Genomic DNA, 20227 nt, shown 5'->3' with positions numbered 1-20227 from the left:
TTAGTCGCTTTGATCTCTGAAGTCTTTTTTTCTGAAAATAGTTAAATGCCAACCCCAATGCAAAGAGCCTAATCTTAAAAAGATAGTCGTGAAAAATGAGCCTAAAATACACCAAATGTAATCTACATTAAGGCTAAATAAAGCAGCATAAACTGCGCCACCCGCTAAACACGCAGAGGCGTAAGGTTCGCTGCGCATAACAGTTGGTACTTCACGGCAAATTACGTCACGTATTAAACCACCAAATATACCTGTAGTGATACCCATGGTAATTGCGACCACCATGCCAGAGCCATTAATGAGTGCTTTTTCTATCCCCATAATATTAAATAGCGCCATACCCACAGCGTCTACCAATAAAAAGTAGTAGTTATTAACGCGCGGTAAATATCTAATAAAGGCAATTGTTGCTATAACGGCCCCATAGGTTGAATATAAATACTGTGGGGTAGCAATCCAAAATACCGGTTTGTTTAAAAGTATATCTCTGAGGGTACCGCCCCCTAATGCTGTAACAGTTGCAACCACTACGACGCCAAAGCCACTAATGTTTTTTTCATACCCAAGCAATGCCCCTGCAACAGCAAAAAATGCAACACCGAGTAACCCTAGTACCATAAAGTATTCAGCAGTCATGGTAATTCCTTTTTAAAGTTTATTAGGAGTTGTATCAACTTACGTGCCAAAAAACTGAGTAAATATAAATAAACTCACAATTTAAGTGACTGAAATTTATAAGCTTAGTTCATTTATTAAAAAACGTTAGCTATGTGATATTTAGTGAAGGATTAACAAGAGTAATTATTTTAATTATGGGTAGTTTTTACACGTTAAAGTACAGAGGGATTTTGTTACAGAGTTGCAGTCGAGCACTTTTAAATTTTAAGCAAAAATTAAATGAACAATAAAGCTATTACCAATATTACAAAAATAATAGGCAATATTGCATGTTGCCAGTTTTGTTCTTTATTTTGATTATAGAGTGTTTGCATTGAGCTTTTATCATTATTGGTAAAACTATGCTGGCACTGCATACAGTTTTGGGCTTTTATGCTAACCCAAGTACCACATTTAATACATGCGTAACACCTCGACAGTTTATCAAACTCGTTTGTGTTCCTAAATATTCTCATTTATCACCTCATTGATTTTCGCCGCAGTAAGAAACCCAATGAATAATATATATGTTGAGTAACAAATTAAAGAAGCCGCTAGTGCTAAAATTAGCTGTGTGTTGTTTTTCATAATCATCCTTGGTTACTAGTCAAAAAACAATCGGTAAGGTTTATTAATTATATTACCAATTTAGTGAAATACGCCATTTTGTAACTTTTGCTAATCAAACTTAAATCCGGGCAAAGTTGTCCTAATTAATATCTTGATTAATCTACATAACTCACTTTTGTTCCCGCTAAATGATCATGTAAACATCGTTTATCTTTTCCAAATATAAATAATGGATTAACAAAACCAGCTATAAACTGACCTACCGAAGGGACAAGTGATAATAGTTGCATACAAAGCATGCGTTTAAAGTAAATTGTAGTAAAGCTTGCTTGTGTACCATCTAAATTTTCAATACGGATAGACAGTAAAGATTTACCAATTGTTTGTCCGCGTTGGTACATAAGGTAACCATGAAGCACTAACGTGCTTAATATGCCATAACCTAGCAAACCTGCAGATAAAGTAAGTGTTGGTTGGCTTAAATTATCAAACCCTACGAGCATGAATACAGGTACAAAACAAACAACACCTAAAACGCCATCAACAATAGCAGCCACTAACCTATCTGAGCGCGTTGCTTTTTCTCCTGCTACTTTTGATACAACATTTACAGATGGGCTCTGCGCTTCTCGCGTTTTAATTAAGTTGTCTATTTCTTTTGCTCGATCTGGGTAGGCTTCGCGATCTATAGCTTTCGCTGATGAGTAAAGCTCATCTAAAGTGTAGGTAGAAAAATCAATTTGAGAGTCCATTTAAATCAAGTCCGCATTTTCATTTAATCGTAATTTAACACAATTAATTTAGGTTATTCAAATGTTTATGTGATTTTAATAACATACCATAACGTGTTGACGTTGTTATAACTCGAACCGCAAGCGTGCTGCTAAATCGCGCGTATCAGCAAGTTCTTTTATATTCATTATAAAAAACATGTCCCCTTGGTCAGGTTTAATCACACCATAAAGCATTTTCATTAATGTGTTTTTACCAGCACCATTTTCACCTTTGGACCCACATATTAAAAGCATCCACTTTACCTAGCTTTATTTTTAAGGCTACGCCGTTATTACCTACACCTCGACAATTTTGCCGCTTCGAATCACCAACTGACCAAGCGGTCAACAATGGCATAGTAACTGCAATAAGCTAACTAAAGATGAAAAAGTATTTTTGTTACCCGTGCGCAAACAACAAGAAAAAACATACGCCAAGCCTTTATGTATCAGGGCTTTATAAAAATTAAGGGGGTCTGTGTGATTCAATTTTTATTAAATAACACGCCAATTGAAGTACAAGAATATTCGCCAAGTCTCACCATTTTGGACTGGCTACGCACCAAAAAAGGGAAAGTGGGCACCAAAGAAGGGTGTGCAACTGGCGACTGTGGCGCGTGCACAATTTTAGTGGGTGAAGAGCGTATAAATGCAAACGGGCAAACTAGTTGGCAATACAAAACAATGAACAGCTGTTTATTGTTATTAGGTAATGCGCATGCAAAACATATAGTAACAGTAGAGGCTGTGACTACTGGCTTATACCCAAACTTAACCGATTTACACCCCGTACAACGTGCACTGGTAGAGTGCCATGGTTCGCAATGTGGTTTTTGCACGCCCGGTATAATAATGAGTTTGTTGGCTCTTTATATTAATGAGCCAACGTACCCTGGTAAAAAAGCGATTATTCATGCACTTGGCGGTAACTTATGCCGTTGTACAGGTTATAGCCCTATATTACTTGCAGCCGAAAAAGCCTATAGCTATGAACGCAAAGCTGAACCGTACTCAGCAATGGCCGTTCAATTTAAAGCATCACTTAATACGCAATATGATGACGATATTCCATTTTTAAAAAATGGTCCTCGCAAATTTTACTTACCACAAACTGCCCAGCAACTTGTTGAGCTAAAAGCGCTTTATCCTTATGCACATTTAGTTGCTGGTGGCACCGACTTTGCCATTGAGCTTAGCCAAAACATGCTCTTACCGGATGTAATTATTTCCCTTAGCCAAGTAAAGGATCTTTGCACCTTGGCAGATAATAACGGTGAGTTACACATTGGTGCAGCACTTCCTTATAGCCAATTTGTTGAAGTATTTTATAACCATTACCCAGAGTCAAAAGAGCTATTTGAACGCTTAGGATCAAGCCAAGTACGTAACAGCGGCACACTGGGTGGCAGCATAGGGAATGCCTCTCCTATTGGCGATCCAGCTCCCCTTTTAATCGCTCTTAATGCATCAATGGATTTATTAAGCAGCGCAGGCACGCGCACTATTAAAGTTGCCGACTACTTTATTGATTACAAAAAAACGGTTCTTAAAAGCGATGAAGTAATTAGTAAGTTCACCATCCCAAAGCGCCCAGAGTCACTAAAACTGGCATGTCATAAAATATCAAAACGCTTTGAAGACGATATATCTACCGTTTGTTTGGTACTTGCTATAGAGCATTCACAAAACATGATTACTCAAGCCCGCTGCGCTATGGGCGGTATGGCAGCTATTCCTAAGCGCGCGCAGCATATTGAGCAAAAGCTGATATCTCAATCGTTACAAGTAAGTAGCTTTATAGACGCAGCAACGGCTATTAACGATGACTTTACACCTATGAGCGATGTAAGAAGCAGTGCGCATTATCGCACTACGGTAAGCAAAAACTTATTACAACGCATTGGTATTGAGTTTTGTGAGTCGCAAGCACGCAACAATAACAACATTGCCATTACGAGGATCTCACATGCGTCACTTTGAAATGGATAAACTAAAAGCGCAAGGTGGTAGCGTTGGACAGTCTAAATATCACGAAAGCGCTATTAAACAAGTTTGTGGCAGTGCAAATTTTGCCGACGATAACCCTGAGCCATACGGTTGCCTGCATGCTTACCCAGTGCTCGCCCCTGTTACAAGCGGCTTTATTAAATCAATAGATACAAGTCACGCACTGGCAGTTGAAGGCGTTAAACGTATTTTATCGGCCGAAGATGTACCGGGTAAATTAGATATTGGCCCAGTATTTCCTGGTGACGTATTACTCACTAACCATGAAATTCAATACCACGGACAACCTGTATTAATTGTCGTTGCCGACAGCTACACCATAGCACGTCGCGCGGCACGTTTAGTGGTTATAGAGTGCGAGCAAACCACACCCATACTCGATATTAAAGAAGCTATTAGCAAAGAGCATTGGGTAAGGCCGCCCCATTCACTTAACCGTGGTAACAGCGAAAACGCCATTAATAACGCAGCCCACCAGCTTAAAGGCGAAATAAACATAGGCGGGCAAGAACACTTTTATTTAGAAGGCCAAATTGCGCTGGCGCAACCTGATAACGACGGAGGCATTCATGTTCAGTGCTCTACGCAACACCCTACTGAGGTGCAGCACTTAGTCGCTAAAATTTTAAAAAAGCCATTTAGCTTTGTAAACGTAGAAACCCGCCGTATGGGCGGTGCTTTTGGCGGAAAAGAAACCCAAGGCGCACCATGGGCATGCCTTGCAGCTCTTGCGGTTTACCACCTTGGCTGCGCAGTAAAAATGCGCCTAGCCCGTAGCGACGATTTTAAATTAACCGGTAAGCGCCACCCGTTTTATAATCACTATCATGTTGGTTTTGACGAAAATGGTTTAATAGAAGGTGCCGACATTACCGTAAACGGATTTTGTGGCTACTCGCCTGATTTATCAGATGCAATTGTAGACCGCGCCATGTTTCATGTCGATAACGCCTACTACTACCCAGCCGCCACAATTAAGGGTAATCGCTGTAAAGTAAATACCGTAAGCCATACCGCATTTAGAGGATTTGGTGGCCCGCAAGGCATGATTATGGGCGAGCTAATAATGGACGATATAGCCGCCAAATTAGGTAAAGATCCGCTTGAGATCCGAAAACTTAATTTATACAAAAAAGGCCGCGATACCACGCCGTACCATCAAACCGTAGAGCAACATATTTTAATAGATATGATAAACCAGCTTGAGGAGTCGGGTGACTACTGGGCACGTAAAGAGGCTATTAAAGCATTTAACGTATCGTCACCTATTATCAAAAAAGGCTTTGCGATGACGCCGGTTAAATACGGTATTTCGTTTACCGTACAACATTTAAACCAAGCTGGTGCATTAGTACATGTATATAGCGATGGCTCTATACATTTAAACCACGGCGGCACCGAAATGGGCCAAGGGCTAAACACCAAAATTGCGCAAATTGTAGCCCATGGTTTTGGGGTCGATTTTAACGCGGTAAGTATTAGCGCTACGCGTACCGACAAGGTGCCAAACACTTCACCAACAGCGGCCTCAAGTGGTACCGACTTAAACGGTATGGCGGCGCTAAATGCAGTAAACACAATAAAAGGGCGCTTAATTGATTTTATTACCGAGCACTTTGAAGTAGACAGCCAAAGTATTACATTTAAAGATAACCTCATTACTTTTAGTAAAGGTGAAATTAGCTTTAGCGAACTTGCAAACCTTGCTTACATGAATCGTATATCGCTTTCATCTACCGGTTATTACGCCACACCAAAAATTCATTACGATAGAGCCAAAGGCGAAGGCCGCCCATTTTTTTACTACGCTCACGGCGTAGCACTCAGTGAAGTAGAAGTAGATACCCTAACCGGCGAAAACACGGTAACCCGCGTTGACATACTGCACGATGTAGGCAGTTCAATTAATCCAGCACTTGATATAGGGCAAATTGAAGGCGCCTTTGTACAAGGTATGGGCTGGCTAACAACCGAAGACTTACAATGGAATGACAAAGGCCAACTTGCAAGCTTTGGCCCTGCCAACTACAAAATACCAGCCATTGGCGATACCCCTGCCGAATTTAACGTCAATCTTTATAACTCAGCAAATCCAGAAACCACCGTGTTTAGATCAAAAGCCGTAGGCGAGCCGCCATTTATGCTGGCCTTTAGTGTATGGAGCGCTATTCGTAATGCCATAAGCAGTGTGGCTGATTACAAATACACAGCCCCACTGGATACACCCGCAACCCCAGAGCGAGTATTAAATGCAATTGAGCAAACCGCTAGCTGGTTTAAGGAGAATCAACATGACTAATTTAAATGAGTCGTTTCAGGGTTTTCATACGCAAAACTGGGCGCAGGCTATAAACGAGCACGAACAAAGCGGCACTAATTATGTAATTGCCACGGTACTTGGCACTAATGGCTCAACCCCACGTGGCACAGGCTCAAAAATGGTAATAAGCGGCGAGCATATTTACGACACCCTTGGCGGCGGCCATCTTGAGTACGTAGTAATAGAAAAAGCCCGCGAACTACTTGCCAAAGGCGAAGCCGCCCAAGTAATTGAGCAATTTAACCTAGGTGCAAATTTAGGCCAGTGCTGCGGCGGGGCTGCCACCGTTATGCTTGAATGCATGCAATGCGAGCGCTTTACCTTAGACATTTATGGCGCAGGCCACGTAGCACAGGCGCTTATTGGTATATTGGCACAACTACCTATGCGCATACGCTGGATAGATAGCCGCGCCGATGTATTCCCACAAGCTATTCCAAATAACGTAGTAAAAGTGGTTGATGAAGAACCAACAGAGCAAGTAAAACGCGCACCAAAAGCTAACAATTACTTAATATTAACCCATAACCACCAGCTCGACTTTGCACTCACCCAAGCCATTATTAAACGCGCTGATGCCAATTGGCTGGGCGTCATTGGCTCTGACACTAAAGCCAAACGTTTTAAGCAACGCCTAGCCCATCGCGATTTTACAGCCGACCAAATACAGCAAATGACCTGCCCTGTTGGGCTTAATAACATTACGGGCAAATTACCAATGGAAGTGGCTATTTCGATTAGTGGACAGCTAATTGGCCTTTATCAGGCTATGCAAACCCAAGAGCCAAAACGCCAAGGCTTGCAATGGCGCACACTAAAAAATGCCTTAATTAGCACCACGCAAGAGGAAGTAAACGCATGAGTAGTTTACAAATAAATACGCTAAATGATGCACAAGTAAAACAAGCACTTGAGCATTGCTGCGCGGCCCCTAACTGGGTGGCGGGCATGGTAAAAGCAATGCCATTTAAAAGTGCTCAGCAGCTGTTTGAATGCGCACAAAGCATATGGGATAGCCTTGGCGAAAGCGACTATTTAGCTGCCTTTGAAGGCCACCCGCAAATAGGCGACTTATCAACCCTTAGCAAAAAATACGCTGCTACCGCACAAAAAGCGGGGCATGAGCAATCGGGTATGAGCAAAGCAAACGAAGCCGTACTTACCAAAATGATTGCCCTCAATAAAGAGTACCTGAACAAGTTTGGCTTTATTTTTATTGTGTGCGCCACCGGTAAAACGGCCGAACAAATGCTCGAACTCATAGAGCAGCGCATACACAACACCCGCAGTACAGAGCTAAATATAGCCGCGGGCGAACAAGCCAAAATAACAAAAATAAGATTGGAGTCACTGCTATGAGCAAAAGCCCTATAACCACCCATATACTCAATACCAGCACCGGAAAACCAGCAGCAAACGTTGCTGTTAAGCTATTTAAACTTACAAATAACGAATGGGTACAACTAACCCAAAGCAAAACCGATTCCGATGGGCGTATTACCGACTGGCTAAATACAGAAGTAGAATTTGCAACCTATAAGCTAGTATTTGATTTAGATAGTTATTACCAAAACCAACCTACCCCTGCGTTTTACCCAGAGGCGCAAATAACGTTTAGATTACAAGATACTAAACATCACCATATTCCGTTGTTGCTTAGCCCGTTTGGCTACTCTACATACAGAGGTAGCTAATAATGAGCACGCAAAACAATAATAACTTAACAGTAGTTTGTGCCGATATACTCGACTTTGTTGACGACCCTGCCATTGCTGGCGAAAACGCCCATCGTTTTTTTGAAAAAGGCGCATTAGTTATCAAGCACGGCAAAGTAGTTAAGCTTGGCTACGAGCACGACATACTGCCAACAATTGATAAATCAGCGCGTGTTATCCGCCACGATGGCAAACTCGTTATGCCTGGTATGATTGACACCCACATACACTTACCACAAACCGAAATGGTGGGTGCGTACGGCGAGCAACTGCTAAGTTGGTTAACCGAGTATGCGTTTCCGACAGAGAAAAAGTTCACGTGTAAGCATTATTCAAAAGAGATATCTAACCGCTTTTTAGACGAGCTGCTGCGTAATGGCACAACCACTGCCCTTGTATTTGGCACAGTGCATCCGCAATCGGTTGATGCGTTTTTTAAAGAATCACAAAAACGCAATTTACGCATGATTGCCGGTAAAGTAATGATGGATCGTAACTGCCCTGACGACTTATCTGATTGCGCGCAAACAAGTTATGACGAATCTAAAGCCCTCATCGAAAAATGGCACAATATTGATAGGTTAAGCTACGCAGTTACGCCGCGTTTTGCCCCCACATCAACCCCAGAACAATTACAAAAATGCACTCAGTTACTTGAAGAATACCCAGACACCTACCTGCATACACACTTATCTGAAAACAAAGACGAGTGCGAATGGGTAAAAGGACTATTTCCAGAAGCCGAAGATTACTTAGGCGTGTACGAGCAAGCAAAAATGGTACGTAAACGCTCAGTATTTGCCCATAGTATTCATTTATCTGAGCGCGAGCTATGCTGCCTTGCAGATAACAATGCGGCAATATCGCACTGCCCTACCTCAAACCTATTTTTAGGATCAGGACTTTTAAATTTAAAAGCCTGTGAAGAGCACGGCATAAACGTAGGCATGGGTACCGATGTAGGCGCGGGAACAAGCTTTTCTATGCTACAAACAGGTAACGAAGCGTACAAAATTCAGCAATTACAAGGTCAAAAGTTTTCAGCATTTAAAGGGTTGTATTTAGCAACACTCGGCGGTGCTAGAACGCTCAATTTAGAAGGGACAATTGGTAATTTTGAAGCCGGTTGTGAAGCCGATTTTATTGTAATGGATTGTTCAGCAACCCCATTTTTAAAATTTAGAATACAGCATGCCAAAACCCTGCATGAAAAACTGTTTGCAATGATGATGTTAGGCGACGACCGCTGCGTTGAGCAAACCTACATTATGGGTAAAAGTGTGTATAAGCGCGATGATAACAATCAATTTTCAGACACCCGCTCACCGGTATTAGAAGAGGCTTAACCGTTATGGAAAACTATTTATTTGAGCTTGCTCATTTAGTACTGCGTTATTTTCATGTTATTGCTGGTATAGCATGGATTGGCGCTTCATTTTATTTTGCATGGCTTGATAACAACCTACAAACACCACCGCAGTGGAAAATAGATAAAGGCATAAAAGGCGATTTATGGGCCGTGCATGGTGGTGGCTTTTACGAAGTGGCTAAGTATCAAAATGGCCCTGAACAAATGCCTCATACTCTGCATTGGTTTAAGTGGGAAGCCTACACAACGTGGATCACCGGTATATTACTATTTAGCTTACTTTATTATGTTGGCGCCGATGTGTATTTAATTGATAACAGTAAAAGTGAGCTAAGTAAATTTGCAGCTATTGGCGCATCCCTTGGTTTTATTGGCTTAGGCTATGGTGTTTATCGTTTATTGTGTAAAACCCCACTGGTCGAAAACGGCAAAGTGTTTATTGCTGTAGTTATTGGTTTATTAGCTCTGTGGACTTTTGGGGTAGATCAATTATTTAGCGACCGCGCTGTGTATATTCATGTAGGTGCACTTATTGGCACGTGTATGGTGGGGAATGTATATCACATTATTATGCCAGGCCAGCGCTATATGGTAAGTGAAGTAGAAGCCGGTAGAATCCCTGATTCAGCGCCAGGTTTAAAGGCAAAGCTGTGTTCTATTCATAATAACTACGCCACATTACCTGTAGTATTTATAATGCTTAGCAATCACTTTCCTTACACGTATAGCCACAACTTTGGCTGGCTTATTTTAATTGCGCTGTTTGGTATTGGTATGTGGATACGCCATTATTTTAACTTAAAGCATCAAGGCGTTAATAAACCCTCAGTACTTGTAAGCGGTATTGCAGCCTTTTTTGCCCTTATGCTCGCCATAGCCCCTTGGCCCAGTACACCAACAAATGCAGGCGAAAGCGCGCCTTTACAAGCAAGTATTACCGACGCACAAACGTGGGATATAATTAGTAAGCACTGTACACAGTGCCACAGCGAAACACCCACCTCTGCGCTTTTTCAAACAGCGCCGCTAGGCTTTAAGCTCAACTCTATTAGTGATGTAAAAAAAGCCAGCACGCTTATTCATACCCGCGCGGTTATAACCAAAGACATGCCACTGGCTAATATGACCCAAATGACTGACACAGAGCGCGAAACGCTCGGGTCTTGGCTCACAGCACTTAAAAAGGAGCAATAAAATGAGTGAGCAATTTAAAAACTACCCGCGCGATTTAATTGGTTATGGCCCTGATGTACCCCATGCAAATTGGCCCAATAAAGCACGTATTGCCGTCCAAGTGGTATTAAATTACGAAGAAGGCGGCGAAAACTGCGTGCTGCATGGTGATGCTGCGGCTGAAACGTTTTTATCAGAAATAGTCACTGCCCCGCATGTTGAAGACCGCCATATAAGCATGGAGTCTATTTACGAATATGGCTCACGCGCTGGCGCGTGGAGGCTACTGCGTTTATTTAAAAAATACGATATACCGGTCACCATTTTTGCAGTGGCGATGGCCCTTGAGCGCCACCCCGATATAGCTAAAGCATTTGTTGAAGCGGGTCACGAAATTGCAAGCCATGGCCTGCGCTGGATTAATTATCAAAATATAGATAAGCAAACCGAGCGCGAGCACATGCAACAAGCCATTGAGATCATTCAAACGCTTACCGGTAAAAAGCCCAAAGGCTGGTATACCGGCCGAACTAGCCCAAATACCGCAGCACTTGTAGTTGAAAATGGTAATTTTTTATATGATGCCGACGATTACAGCGACGACCTACCTTTTTACAGTATTAAAGAAGGTAAACCACAGTTAATAGTGCCCTACACGCTTGATGTAAACGACATGCGCTTTGCTGCCGTGCAGGGCTTTAATGCCGGGGATCAATTTTATAATTATTTAAAAGATGCCTTTGATACGCTTTATGAAGAAGGCGACCCACAAGGTGAAAACGCCCCAAAAATGATGTCGATAGGTTTGCATTGTCGCTTAATTGGCAGACCAGGAAGAATAAAAGCATTAGCACGGTTTTTAGAATATGCCCGATCGCATGAGCAAGTTTGGTTTGCCACGCGTGAACAAATAGCCGAGCACTGGCTTAAAACCCACCCGTATAAAAAAGCATAGCTGTAATCCATTAAAAATAAATTCTAATTACTTATTACCCTCATCGTAAACATAAAAAAGCCCAGCTTTGCTGGGCTTAAATTACTTTAGATGTAATAAAGTTTATTCAAAAGAAACGGTGATGATATTTGAACACACATTTTCTGTTACACATAATTGGTAATCGTACGATGGTAACGTAGCTCCACGCACGTAATCACGGTAACGACCGTTATCTGAAACGGTATCAACTAACTCGCCATTACGGTAAACGCTTAATGACTCTGCACCCACTTCTTCCCAGCTAAGTTCTACACGCATTGTACCTAAACGTGTTTTGTTAGCGCGTTTTAAGTTCAGCTCAAGGGTCACGTCACTTACAACAACCGTTTGAGTAAATGAATCAGTATTACCTTCACTATCTGTAACCGTTAACTCTACATCGTAACTACCTGATTGGGCATAGGCATGTACTGGTCTTGAGTCAGTTGATGTTGCACCATCACCAAAGTTCCAGCTCCACTGTGTTATATCATTATTAGCATCACTGCTTGTGTCTACAAATGCAGCGGTTAACCCTTGTGTATCAACAGTGAAACTAGCAAGAGGTGGTTGTGCACCTACTTCACCAATAGCACTGAACGTAAGTGACCAACTATTAATATTACCTGTATCTATACCTGCCGTATCGACAACATTTAATGTCCAATCACCGGTTCCTACTTCGCCATTAAATACACTTGATGTAAACGTTTTAACAATATCGTCTTCGCTACCACCTTGATTACTTTGTAGAGTGACTTCAGAGCCTTGCGGTGAAATAAGTGTAAGTACTAAATCGCCAGACCACGTATGTGTGATATTTACATCTGCTGAAGTACCAAAAATAGTTAAATCATCAGCAACTGTGATAACCGAATTAACGCCTAATGGATCGTTATCAGGGATCGGTAGATTTTCTTCATTACTATACGTAAAGTCATTTAAACCAGCAGGTTGTAACATTAAACTTACTGTTTTTTCTTTAACAATATCATCTGATGTTGCTGTAACAGTAAACTCATAATCACCCCATGGCGTATTTTCATCGGTCTCAACACTAAGCTGTACTGTTTCGCCTGGACGTGCTGTTAATGCAGATAAATATGCACCACCAAGACTAGATGTTAAATCAAGTGTTACTTCACCATCCCACTGTGCAATAGAACCTATTTCAAATGTATACGATGCAGTTTCGCCTACTGTTTTTTGCTGTGATACAGGTGTCACAGACATTATAAAACTCGGGGTTGGGTCTGCATCAAGTAATGCTTGGTTTGCATTGAGTCGAGTGCCAGCAACCGTTTTACCTTGTAATGCAGTATTTACATCACCACTGCTCATCAATAACTGTTTAAGTTCTGTGGTTGTTAAATCTGGGTTGATTGACAACACAAGTGCAGCAACACCTGCAACATGAGGTGTTGCCATTGAAGTCCCTGAGTAAGTAGCATAACCGTTACCAGGGACTGTTGATAAAATAGCACTACCAGGTGCCCCCATATCAACACTGGTTAAACCCCATTGTGAGAAGTCAGATAAATTATCGCTGCTATCAGTACTCGCAATAGAAAAAACACTCTCGTGTTCATAGCTTGATGGGTAATGCGGGTTTGCATCATTATCAACTGCATCATTACCGGCAGCGGCAACAAATAAAATGTCAGCTTGCTCACTTACTGTAATTGCATCAGCTAAAGCTTGGCTAAAACCACCACCACCCCAACTATTGTTTAGAACACGTAAATTAACACCTGAATTTTTAAGGTTAACCATATAGTCAATACACTTAATTGCATCTGATGTTGAGCCATTACCAGCCGCATCTAAAAACTTACAACCAACAATAGATACTTCTTGGTTTACACCTACAATACCCGTTGAATTGTTACCGCTTGCACCGATTGTGCCTGACACATGAGAACCATGTCCTTGGTCATCCATTGGGTCGCCAGCATCTGTAATCGCGTTAATACCATGAATGTCATCAATATAACCATTGCCGTCATTATCAATACCATCACCAGCAATTTCGCCCGTATTAACCCATGCGTTATCAACTAAATCGGGATGACTATAATCAACACCTGTATCAATAACACCCACTACAACATCGCGGCTACCGATAGAAATGTCCCACGCTTCAGGTGCATCAATATCGGCATCTGTAACACCACCTGTTTGGCCCTCATTATTTAAACCCCATAGCTCATCAAAACGAGGATCATTAGGAGAGCTTGTAGCAATACTCACTCGGTAATCTGGCTCTACATATTCAATAGCTTGATTTGACTTCAAACGCTCAATAGCTTCTTTGGTACTCATACCAGAGACTTTAAACTTAGCTAAACGGCCCGAAAATAATGACGTAAAGTTATCATCAACCTCATCATTATTTAAATCCGATATTTTAGCTTTAACCATAGCGCGTACTTGTTTACGCATTTGTGGCGTTGTATTTTTTTTATATTTAACAATTATAGAGTCACTACTTGCAGTAACTTGTTGCAGTGCACCTGCATCAGGTAACTTTGCAGAAGCTAAACAAGGTAGTAGCGCGAGCGTAATAATAGATAATTTTGTTTTCATTGTTCTATCCATAGTAGGGAAGGCTTAGAAACACTAAGCAAGTTTTTCACTACTTCAAGTACAAGGGATCACATGGCAAGATATAAGCAAACAACCAAACACCAAATTAAACAAGTAATAAAGATTAAAAATAACAAAAAACCATTATTTTTAACTAGAATTGGCAAAAAAAAACACCTAATACAGTCATTATAATGAATTTATTACACTTATCTCTACCCAATATAGGGTCATGTTTTTTTACTGCTTTTTTCGAATAAAATCTAAAAAAGCAAGGGTATAAGCTTAACCATTTGAAATATAAAATAAAAAAATTGGTAAAAAATGATGATTTAAGAAATTCATATTGAGGAATACAGTTAGTACTTGATTATGAATTTAAGCTTAAACTTTGTCAGTGTTAGCTTTATGACAAGACTCGTTCTTACTCAATAATCATATATTTCGCTTCACTCACTTACATAAGTAACTAAAGCGGATCACAAAACATTATATCGGCACGGCATGCTGAGACAGCAAATACCTTATTAAAACCTATAACATTTAAGGTGTTTGATTTTATCATTTCAAGGAGAAAAATAATGAAGTTGAACAAATCAATTCTAAGCTGCGCGGTTGCAATTGCAATGAGTACTAGCTTTGCCTCATATGCTGAAACAGGTAATAAATCAGTATCTAGCTCTGAACTTAACACCAAGGTATCTATTGCAAGTACAGCTAATTCAATGACACTTGCTCAAACATTGAATAATAATACGGCATTGTTAATACAAAATGGCGATAGCAATACCATGCTTGTCACAACAACAGGCAATAATAACGATACAGAAGTAACCCAAGCACAGTTTGGTAACTATGCTGAAGTAACTACAATTGGTGATAGCAACTCACAAGCATACGCTCAAGATGGTACTGCGAATGGATTAATAACCGAAGTTACTGGTAATAATAACCTCTTACTTGTAACACAGGTTGGCCAAGGTGTTTTGGTCAATAACGAAGCTATAAATACAGTAACTGGTGATGACAACTTGATTGAAGTAGAACAAGGCACTGGCGGTCATTGGTTCTACAACATGGATATGCAAGGTAATGGCAACGAAATAACTTCGCTGCAAACGGGTGAATGGCATGAAGCTGAAATAACAATGCTCACTGGCGATCAAAATACACTCGATTTAGAGCAAGCAGGTTACTGGAACACCTTTAAAGTCAGTTCTTTACAAGGTAACGACAACGAGCTTGATATTGAGCAAGATGGCGATCGTAATGCGGTAACACTCAGTGCTATTTCTGGCGACGCTAACGAGTTTTCCATTGAACAAGATGGCAATACAAATGCTGTAACATTTGCAGCGGTTGTGGGTAATGATAACGAAATAGACATTGACCAAGAAGGCAGTAACAACACCGCAGACTCAGCGTTATTTGAAGGTCAAAACAATGAAGTAACCATTACTCAAGTAGATACATACAACACTGCTACCGCTGAACTTATTGGTGATAATAATGAGCTAACAAGTAATCAAAATGGTTTGTTCAATGACGCTTACATGGGCGTGTTAGGTTCTGATAATGAATTTACGATTGATCAGGTAGGTGAATTTAACTCAGCACATTTAGTTAACTTCAATGGCTCTGATAACGACATAAATCTAACACAAACAGGCCAAGATAATACCGCTGTTGTGGAGTCATCCTACCCAGACACTTCACTTACTTCAAACGATAACGATATTGATATTGTTCAAGATGGTGCTCTAAATGAAACAATGCTAACACTTGCTGGCATTTTAGACAGTAACGGTAGTCAAATTGATATTGCTCAAACTGGCGAAATGAATGTTATTGATTTAATGGTTGAAGGCAATGACCACAGCATTGATATTTCACAACAAGGTGAAAATAACTGGGTTGGCGGAACAGAGCAATCAGCCTTTTTAGTTGGCGGTGAAAACGTATCATTTAGCGTAACTCAGTTGGGTAACGATAATATTGTTGAAGGCGCTGTCATTGGCTTTAACAGTACAGTATCTGTTACTCAAATGGGTGATGGTAATACGGCAACAATTACACAAATGTAATTGCAAAGGTTGGGGAGAGTAACTCTCCCCTTTTAATTATGAACAATAAAAAAAATAGCTTCGCTGGTTTCTTATTCGTAATTTCATTATCTTTTAGCACTGCAGGTTATGCAGCTGATGAGTTGGAAATAGACGGTTTATTACTCGATAGAAGCATTAGTCGCTTTGGTCATCAATTTTATTACGAGTTCTCAAATTACTGGCGAGATTTACCCTCAACTACAGGGTTTAATATTGAAATTAAAGAAACAGTAATCCCAAAAGCAGGCACTAAACTTTCTTTAATAATGAACAATAGACTGGTGTATGCAACATACTTAGGCCGAAGGTTAGAGCCATTAGATGAACGTGTTGAACAAGCCGTGTATACCGTAATTGATGCAATGGCTCGTGAAAATATGGCAGTGTCGTCTCCCGATATGGCCATAAATGGATGGTAAAATGAGAATAATAATATTTATAATAACAACATTAAGCTTTTCAGCCGCCGCGACTGAAATAATTTATACCCCAATTAACCCAAGCTTTGGCGGTAACCCTCTCAATGCGAATATGCTACTTAGCAAAGCACAAGCTCAAAATAAACATAAAGCTCCAGTAATAGAAAAAAGTTACACCGAGCAATTTCAAGATTCTTTAGAACGCACTTACTTAAATCGAATGGTAAGAGAAATAACAGATATGGCGTTTGGTGAAAACATAGACGACAGTATTTTCAATCAAGATTCCATATTTATGAGTGGCGATTACCAAATAGAAGTTATAACCAGTACCACAGATAGCATTACCGTAAGAATAACAAATATAATTGATGACACCGTGGTGATCATTGAAGTACCGAGGTTTGGATAATGTATAAACTATTTATAACAATTGTAGTTCTTAGCGTAACGGGCTGCGCAAGTTTGGGAAATTTAATACCACCACAGCAGCAGCAAGCAATGAGCTTAGAACCAACAGAAATTTTTTCTGATTTAAAAAACCTACCCAAACCCATGGGTAGTATTCCTGTTTCAGTTTATTCATTTAGAGATCAAACAGGCCAATATAAACCGCAAACAAATGTGAGTTCATTTTCTACCGCTGTAACTCAGGGGGCTAATTCAATACTAATACAAGCCTTACATGAGTCGGATTGGTTTACACCGGTTGAACGTGAGGGTCTGCAAAATATACTAACAGAGCGAAAAATCATTCGGGCGGCTCAATCAGATAATCCAAATCAACCAGATTTACCCCCATTAACAACCGCCAAAATAATTTTAGAAGGCGGTATTATTAGCTACGACACCAATGTAAAAACAGGTGGTTTAGGTATGGAATACTTTGGAATAGGCGCATCAGAGCTTTACCGTGAAGATGCTATTTCAATATACTTACGTGCTGTTGATGTACGAACAGGGCAAGTATTACTATCGGTAGCAACCAGCAAAAAAGTACTGAGCCAAGAAATGCGTGCCGGATTTTTTAGGTACGTAAGTTACAAACGATTAGCTGAAGCAGAAGCTGGCTTTAGTGATAACGAACCTATGAGTATTTGTGTTACCCAAGCAATAGAAAAAGCACTTACAGACCTAATAACAAAGGGCATTGATAAAGGGTTATGGGCCAAAAAAGTAAGTTAATAATTAAAATAAATAAGGCTACTTTTAAGTCGCCTTATTTATACAAAAATTTAATCCTGAAAAGGTTATTTAGCCATTGGCAGTAAAACAGAAATATAACGTTGTGCCCAATTAGCTAGCTCTACTCGATTACGCGAACTAGTTTTTTTAAACGCACTGTATAAATGGGTTTTTACTGTGTGGTCACTTATATTAAGTTTATCGGCAATAGCATTATTACTGGCACCTTGCGCTATGAGATAAATAACCGATTTTTCTCGTTTAGTTAAATGATCATAATCATCTTTTTTTATTTCTATACCATCGTACAAACTGTTAAATGATGATGCTACAGCCAAAATATCATTGAATGCGATTGAAATAATTTTTCGTGCAAACCAGAGTTCACCAGCATTTATTTTAACTAATCCTTTAAAAATAACTTCTGGAGGATCCGATTTATAAAATACGCCATTGAAATGATTGAGAAGTAAGTTCTTTTCACATACCGTTTCTCGCTCAACATTAAAGACAACAACGTTACAGTGCTTCGCTAAGCAAATTAAATCGGTGGGAATAAGGTCTTGCCAATTATTTTTAGTGCCATCAATCAAAAACAAATCATAGTGCGATCGTTCTTCTAGCTGAGGTACTGTGTCATCCATTTTTATATCGGTAAACAGCGCTTGTAGTGTTCTTAATATAGCGGTGTAACTATGAGAGTGGAAAGATGACTGAAAAGTTGTTCTTACAAATACGTGATTTTTATGTGACATAAATTTCATCCATGAAACGTTTATGCAACATTACCTAAGTTATAGGTAACATACAATCCGATAATGGTATTAAAAAATTATAAGTAACCCAATTATTTAAAACTCTGGATTATTTAATAACGTATAAAATCTTGCCGTTACACCATTAGTCCAACCAAAACCCGGCTGTACTTGATATTCACCACCACCGGCTAAAACCGCTGGTGTGCACACATTGTATTTTTCGAGTAAACACTTATTTGCTGCAAAGTTTTGCTCAACCATATTTACCCAATTTTGCATTATATGTGTACTCAATTGTGTTATACCGTAGTTATTAAGCCCTTTTACCGCAAACCATTGTAGTGGAGCCCAACCATTTGGACTATCCCACTGCTGAGCCGTTTGAGTAATAGTTGTAACAATGCCACCCTCTTTTAAAAATTCATTGGCTAATCTTGTAGCTACCTTAGTTGCTTGCTCATTACTGGCTAAATTAACAAATAAAGCAGTAGTTGCCGCTGCACTAAGTATTGGAGATTGAGTCGTTGTACGGCAGTTATAATCAACAAAAAAACCGGTTGCTTCATTCCAAAGGTAAGCATTAATAAGCGCCTTGCGATTGCTAGCAAGTAATTGGTAATGCTCTGCTTGTTCACTATTGCCGAGCAATTGAAAGAATTTGCTTAACTGATTCTCTAAGTTATACATAAGGCAGTTTAAATCTATAGGAACAATATCAGTTGTTTGAATAGAGCTTAGTAAATTAGATTCACCAAGCCAACGAGAACTAAAGTCCCAACCCGACTCACACGCTGCGCGAATATTACGATAAAAATCAGATTTTTTCTCCTTCGCCAACCCTTCCGCTAGCGCTAAATCTTCACGCAATGACTCTGCCCTTGGCTCACTTACATCGTCCCAATAACGATTTAAAATACCACCACAAGGCATTCTTACTACCCGCTTTGAGCTCAATACATTAGTCGAAAGCAACTGAGCGCCTTGCATCCAAAATATATATTCTTTTTCAAGTGCTGCAACACACATGGCAAGCCATTGCGTATTGAGTGATTTACTATGCGTATGTTCCCATAATAATTCGACCATGAGTGCTAAAACCGGTGGCTGCGAGCGTGATAAATAATAGCGACGGTTACCATTTGGAATACAACCATAATCGTTAATTAAATCGACAAAGTTAAGTAGCATATCTTCAACTACATCACCTTTATCTGCATCGATTAAACCCAATGCTGTAAAATAACTATCCCAATAGTAAATCTCTTGAAAGCGCCCGCCAGGCACAATATAGCTGTGCTTTAGTGCTAGTAATGAATCTTGCTTTGGGGTATCCGCCTCTCTTCTAAGGCCACTCCACAACGAGTTTATATAATGTTTAACCGATGTCGTATCAGCCTCAGTGCCCATTGCTAGCACTGGGGAAGTAATAAAGTGTGCGTTTACAAACTCACTAAGCTGCGTATTAGTTAAAGGCGCTAATTGCTCATAACTTTTACATGCACTTTGCCAATTAACACGCGCAATTGCATCTGCGAATGTTTTACAGTCGCTAAATATATGCTGCGTTTGAACATCTTTAAATAATTGGCTGTCAAAAAAACTCATAACTTTCCT

The 20227-nt window shown here is 40.2% G+C and carries 18 protein-coding genes; 12 read left to right on the top strand and 6 right to left on the bottom strand.

Annotated features, from left to right (window positions below; translation table 11 throughout):
• The 3 genes from AOR04_RS19030 to AOR04_RS19015 form a co-directional block, all read right to left on the bottom strand.
• The gene (locus tag AOR04_RS19030; protein ID WP_096794333.1) at positions 1-636 is read right to left on the bottom strand and encodes a trimeric intracellular cation channel family protein; all 636 of its coding nucleotides are present in this window, start codon (positions 634-636) and stop codon (positions 1-3) included.
• 746 nt (positions 637-1382) lie between these two features.
• Positions 1383-1979: an RDD family protein gene (locus AOR04_RS19020; protein WP_096794332.1), complete on the bottom strand. Its 597-nt coding sequence runs from the start codon at positions 1977-1979 to the stop codon at positions 1383-1385.
• Between the two features lie 105 nt (positions 1980-2084).
• On the bottom strand, positions 2085-2255 hold the full coding sequence (locus tag AOR04_RS19015) for an ATP-binding cassette domain-containing protein (protein ID WP_081824533.1): 171 nt from the start codon (positions 2253-2255) through the stop codon (positions 2085-2087).
• A gap of 225 nt (positions 2256-2480) precedes the next feature.
• Between AOR04_RS19015 and xdhA the strand changes: the two genes are divergently transcribed.
• From xdhA to puuE, 8 genes are read left to right on the top strand one after another with little or no spacing between them, the layout of a single operon-like run.
• Positions 2481-3980 (top strand): xanthine dehydrogenase small subunit, encoded by a 1500-nt coding sequence (gene xdhA / locus AOR04_RS19010; RefSeq protein ID WP_096794331.1) that lies wholly within the window; start codon positions 2481-2483, stop codon positions 3978-3980.
• Positions 3967-6306: a xanthine dehydrogenase molybdopterin binding subunit gene (gene xdhB / locus AOR04_RS19005; RefSeq protein WP_096794330.1), complete on the top strand. Its 2340-nt coding sequence runs from the start codon at positions 3967-3969 to the stop codon at positions 6304-6306. Before xdhA ends, xdhB begins: the two co-directional genes overlap by 14 nt.
• Entirely contained in the window at positions 6299-7189 is an 891-nt protein-coding gene (xdhC, locus tag AOR04_RS19000) for a xanthine dehydrogenase accessory protein XdhC (RefSeq protein ID WP_096794329.1), read from the top strand. Before xdhB ends, xdhC begins: the two co-directional genes overlap by 8 nt.
• Positions 7186-7686 (top strand): 2-oxo-4-hydroxy-4-carboxy-5-ureidoimidazoline decarboxylase, encoded by a 501-nt coding sequence (gene uraD, locus AOR04_RS18995; RefSeq protein ID WP_096794328.1) that lies wholly within the window; start codon positions 7186-7188, stop codon positions 7684-7686. Before xdhC ends, uraD begins: the two co-directional genes overlap by 4 nt.
• Positions 7683-8021 carry a hydroxyisourate hydrolase gene (uraH, locus tag AOR04_RS18990; RefSeq protein WP_096794327.1) on the top strand — a complete coding sequence of 113 codons (339 nt, stop codon included), beginning with the start codon at positions 7683-7685 and terminating at the stop codon, positions 8019-8021. The genes uraD and uraH overlap by 4 nt, the downstream gene beginning before the upstream one ends.
• Positions 8022-8023: 2 nt before the next feature.
• A complete protein-coding gene (gene guaD, locus AOR04_RS18985) occupies positions 8024-9388 on the top strand; it encodes a guanine deaminase (protein WP_096794326.1) in 1365 nt (454 codons plus the stop codon).
• A gap of 5 nt (positions 9389-9393) precedes the next feature.
• Positions 9394-10605, top strand: a complete 1212-nt coding sequence (locus AOR04_RS18980; RefSeq protein ID WP_096794325.1) for a urate hydroxylase PuuD — start codon at positions 9394-9396, stop codon at positions 10603-10605.
• 1 nt (position 10606) lies between these two features.
• Positions 10607-11539, top strand: coding sequence for an allantoinase PuuE (gene puuE / locus AOR04_RS18975; protein ID WP_096794324.1), 933 nt, complete (start codon positions 10607-10609; stop codon positions 11537-11539).
• Positions 11540-11641: 102 nt separating this feature from the next.
• Here the strand turns inward: puuE and AOR04_RS18970 are convergent, their stop codons facing one another.
• Positions 11642-14146: a S8 family serine peptidase gene (locus AOR04_RS18970; protein ID WP_096794323.1), complete on the bottom strand. Its 2505-nt coding sequence runs from the start codon at positions 14144-14146 to the stop codon at positions 11642-11644.
• A gap of 581 nt (positions 14147-14727) precedes the next feature.
• Between AOR04_RS18970 and AOR04_RS18965 the strand changes: the two genes are divergently transcribed.
• From AOR04_RS18965 to AOR04_RS18950, 4 genes are read left to right on the top strand one after another with little or no spacing between them, the layout of a single operon-like run.
• Positions 14728-16230: a curlin gene (locus tag AOR04_RS18965; protein WP_096794322.1), complete on the top strand. Its 1503-nt coding sequence runs from the start codon at positions 14728-14730 to the stop codon at positions 16228-16230.
• A 38-nt stretch (positions 16231-16268) separates the two neighbouring features.
• Positions 16269-16670, top strand: a complete 402-nt coding sequence (locus tag AOR04_RS18960; protein WP_096794321.1) for a curli production assembly/transport protein CsgE — start codon at positions 16269-16271, stop codon at positions 16668-16670.
• Positions 16660-17082 carry a curli assembly protein CsgF gene (locus AOR04_RS18955; protein WP_033015061.1) on the top strand — a complete coding sequence of 141 codons (423 nt, stop codon included), beginning with the start codon at positions 16660-16662 and terminating at the stop codon, positions 17080-17082. The genes AOR04_RS18960 and AOR04_RS18955 overlap by 11 nt, the downstream gene beginning before the upstream one ends.
• Positions 17082-17855: a CsgG/HfaB family protein gene (locus tag AOR04_RS18950; protein ID WP_096794320.1), complete on the top strand. Its 774-nt coding sequence runs from the start codon at positions 17082-17084 to the stop codon at positions 17853-17855. Before AOR04_RS18955 ends, AOR04_RS18950 begins: the two co-directional genes overlap by 1 nt.
• Positions 17856-17920: 65 nt before the next feature.
• Here the strand turns inward: AOR04_RS18950 and AOR04_RS18945 are convergent, their stop codons facing one another.
• Together AOR04_RS18945 and AOR04_RS18940 are read right to left on the bottom strand one after the other, a co-directional pair.
• Positions 17921-18610 (bottom strand): helix-turn-helix transcriptional regulator, encoded by a 690-nt coding sequence (locus tag AOR04_RS18945; protein WP_008134135.1) that lies wholly within the window; start codon positions 18608-18610, stop codon positions 17921-17923.
• Positions 18611-18706: 96 nt separating this feature from the next.
• Positions 18707-20218 carry a trehalase family glycosidase gene (locus AOR04_RS18940; RefSeq protein ID WP_096794319.1) on the bottom strand — a complete coding sequence of 504 codons (1512 nt, stop codon included), beginning with the start codon at positions 20216-20218 and terminating at the stop codon, positions 18707-18709.
• Positions 20219-20227: the final 9 nt, after the last annotated feature.

Origin of the sequence: Pseudoalteromonas sp. 1_2015MBL_MicDiv, assembly GCF_002407505.1 — a bacterium.
In the GTDB taxonomy this organism is placed as follows: domain Bacteria; phylum Pseudomonadota; class Gammaproteobacteria; order Enterobacterales; family Alteromonadaceae; genus Pseudoalteromonas; species Pseudoalteromonas fuliginea.
The sequence above is the reverse complement of the archived record's forward strand: the minus strand, read 5'-3'. Positions and strand labels throughout refer to the sequence as shown.

What these genes read in the sequence shown, in the direction of transcription:
- AOR04_RS19030 (WP_096794333.1), bottom strand. Translation starts at nt 636, where the DNA reads ATGACTGCTGAATACTTTATGGTACTAGGGTTACTCGGTGTTGCATTT.
- AOR04_RS19020 (WP_096794332.1), bottom strand. Translation starts at nt 1,979, where the DNA reads ATGGACTCTCAAATTGATTTTTCTACCTACACTTTAGATGAGCTTTAC.
- AOR04_RS19015 (WP_081824533.1), bottom strand. Translation starts at nt 2,255, where the DNA reads ATGCTTTTAATATGTGGGTCCAAAGGTGAAAATGGTGCTGGTAAAAAC.
- xdhB (WP_096794330.1), top strand. Translation starts at nt 3,967, where the DNA reads ATGCGTCACTTTGAAATGGATAAACTAAAAGCGCAAGGTGGTAGCGTT.
- xdhC (WP_096794329.1), top strand. Translation starts at nt 6,299, where the DNA reads ATGACTAATTTAAATGAGTCGTTTCAGGGTTTTCATACGCAAAACTGG.
- uraD (WP_096794328.1), top strand. Translation starts at nt 7,186, where the DNA reads ATGAGTAGTTTACAAATAAATACGCTAAATGATGCACAAGTAAAACAA.
- uraH (WP_096794327.1), top strand. Translation starts at nt 7,683, where the DNA reads ATGAGCAAAAGCCCTATAACCACCCATATACTCAATACCAGCACCGGA.
- guaD (WP_096794326.1), top strand. Translation starts at nt 8,024, where the DNA reads ATGAGCACGCAAAACAATAATAACTTAACAGTAGTTTGTGCCGATATA.
- AOR04_RS18980 (WP_096794325.1), top strand. Translation starts at nt 9,394, where the DNA reads ATGGAAAACTATTTATTTGAGCTTGCTCATTTAGTACTGCGTTATTTT.
- puuE (WP_096794324.1), top strand. Translation starts at nt 10,607, where the DNA reads ATGAGTGAGCAATTTAAAAACTACCCGCGCGATTTAATTGGTTATGGC.
- AOR04_RS18970 (WP_096794323.1), bottom strand. Translation starts at nt 14,146, where the DNA reads ATGAAAACAAAATTATCTATTATTACGCTCGCGCTACTACCTTGTTTA.
- AOR04_RS18965 (WP_096794322.1), top strand. Translation starts at nt 14,728, where the DNA reads ATGAAGTTGAACAAATCAATTCTAAGCTGCGCGGTTGCAATTGCAATG.
- AOR04_RS18960 (WP_096794321.1), top strand. Translation starts at nt 16,269, where the DNA reads ATGAACAATAAAAAAAATAGCTTCGCTGGTTTCTTATTCGTAATTTCA.
- AOR04_RS18955 (WP_033015061.1), top strand. Translation starts at nt 16,660, where the DNA reads ATGGATGGTAAAATGAGAATAATAATATTTATAATAACAACATTAAGC.
- AOR04_RS18950 (WP_096794320.1), top strand. Translation starts at nt 17,082, where the DNA reads ATGTATAAACTATTTATAACAATTGTAGTTCTTAGCGTAACGGGCTGC.
- AOR04_RS18945 (WP_008134135.1), bottom strand. Translation starts at nt 18,610, where the DNA reads ATGTCACATAAAAATCACGTATTTGTAAGAACAACTTTTCAGTCATCT.
- AOR04_RS18940 (WP_096794319.1), bottom strand. Translation starts at nt 20,218, where the DNA reads ATGAGTTTTTTTGACAGCCAATTATTTAAAGATGTTCAAACGCAGCAT.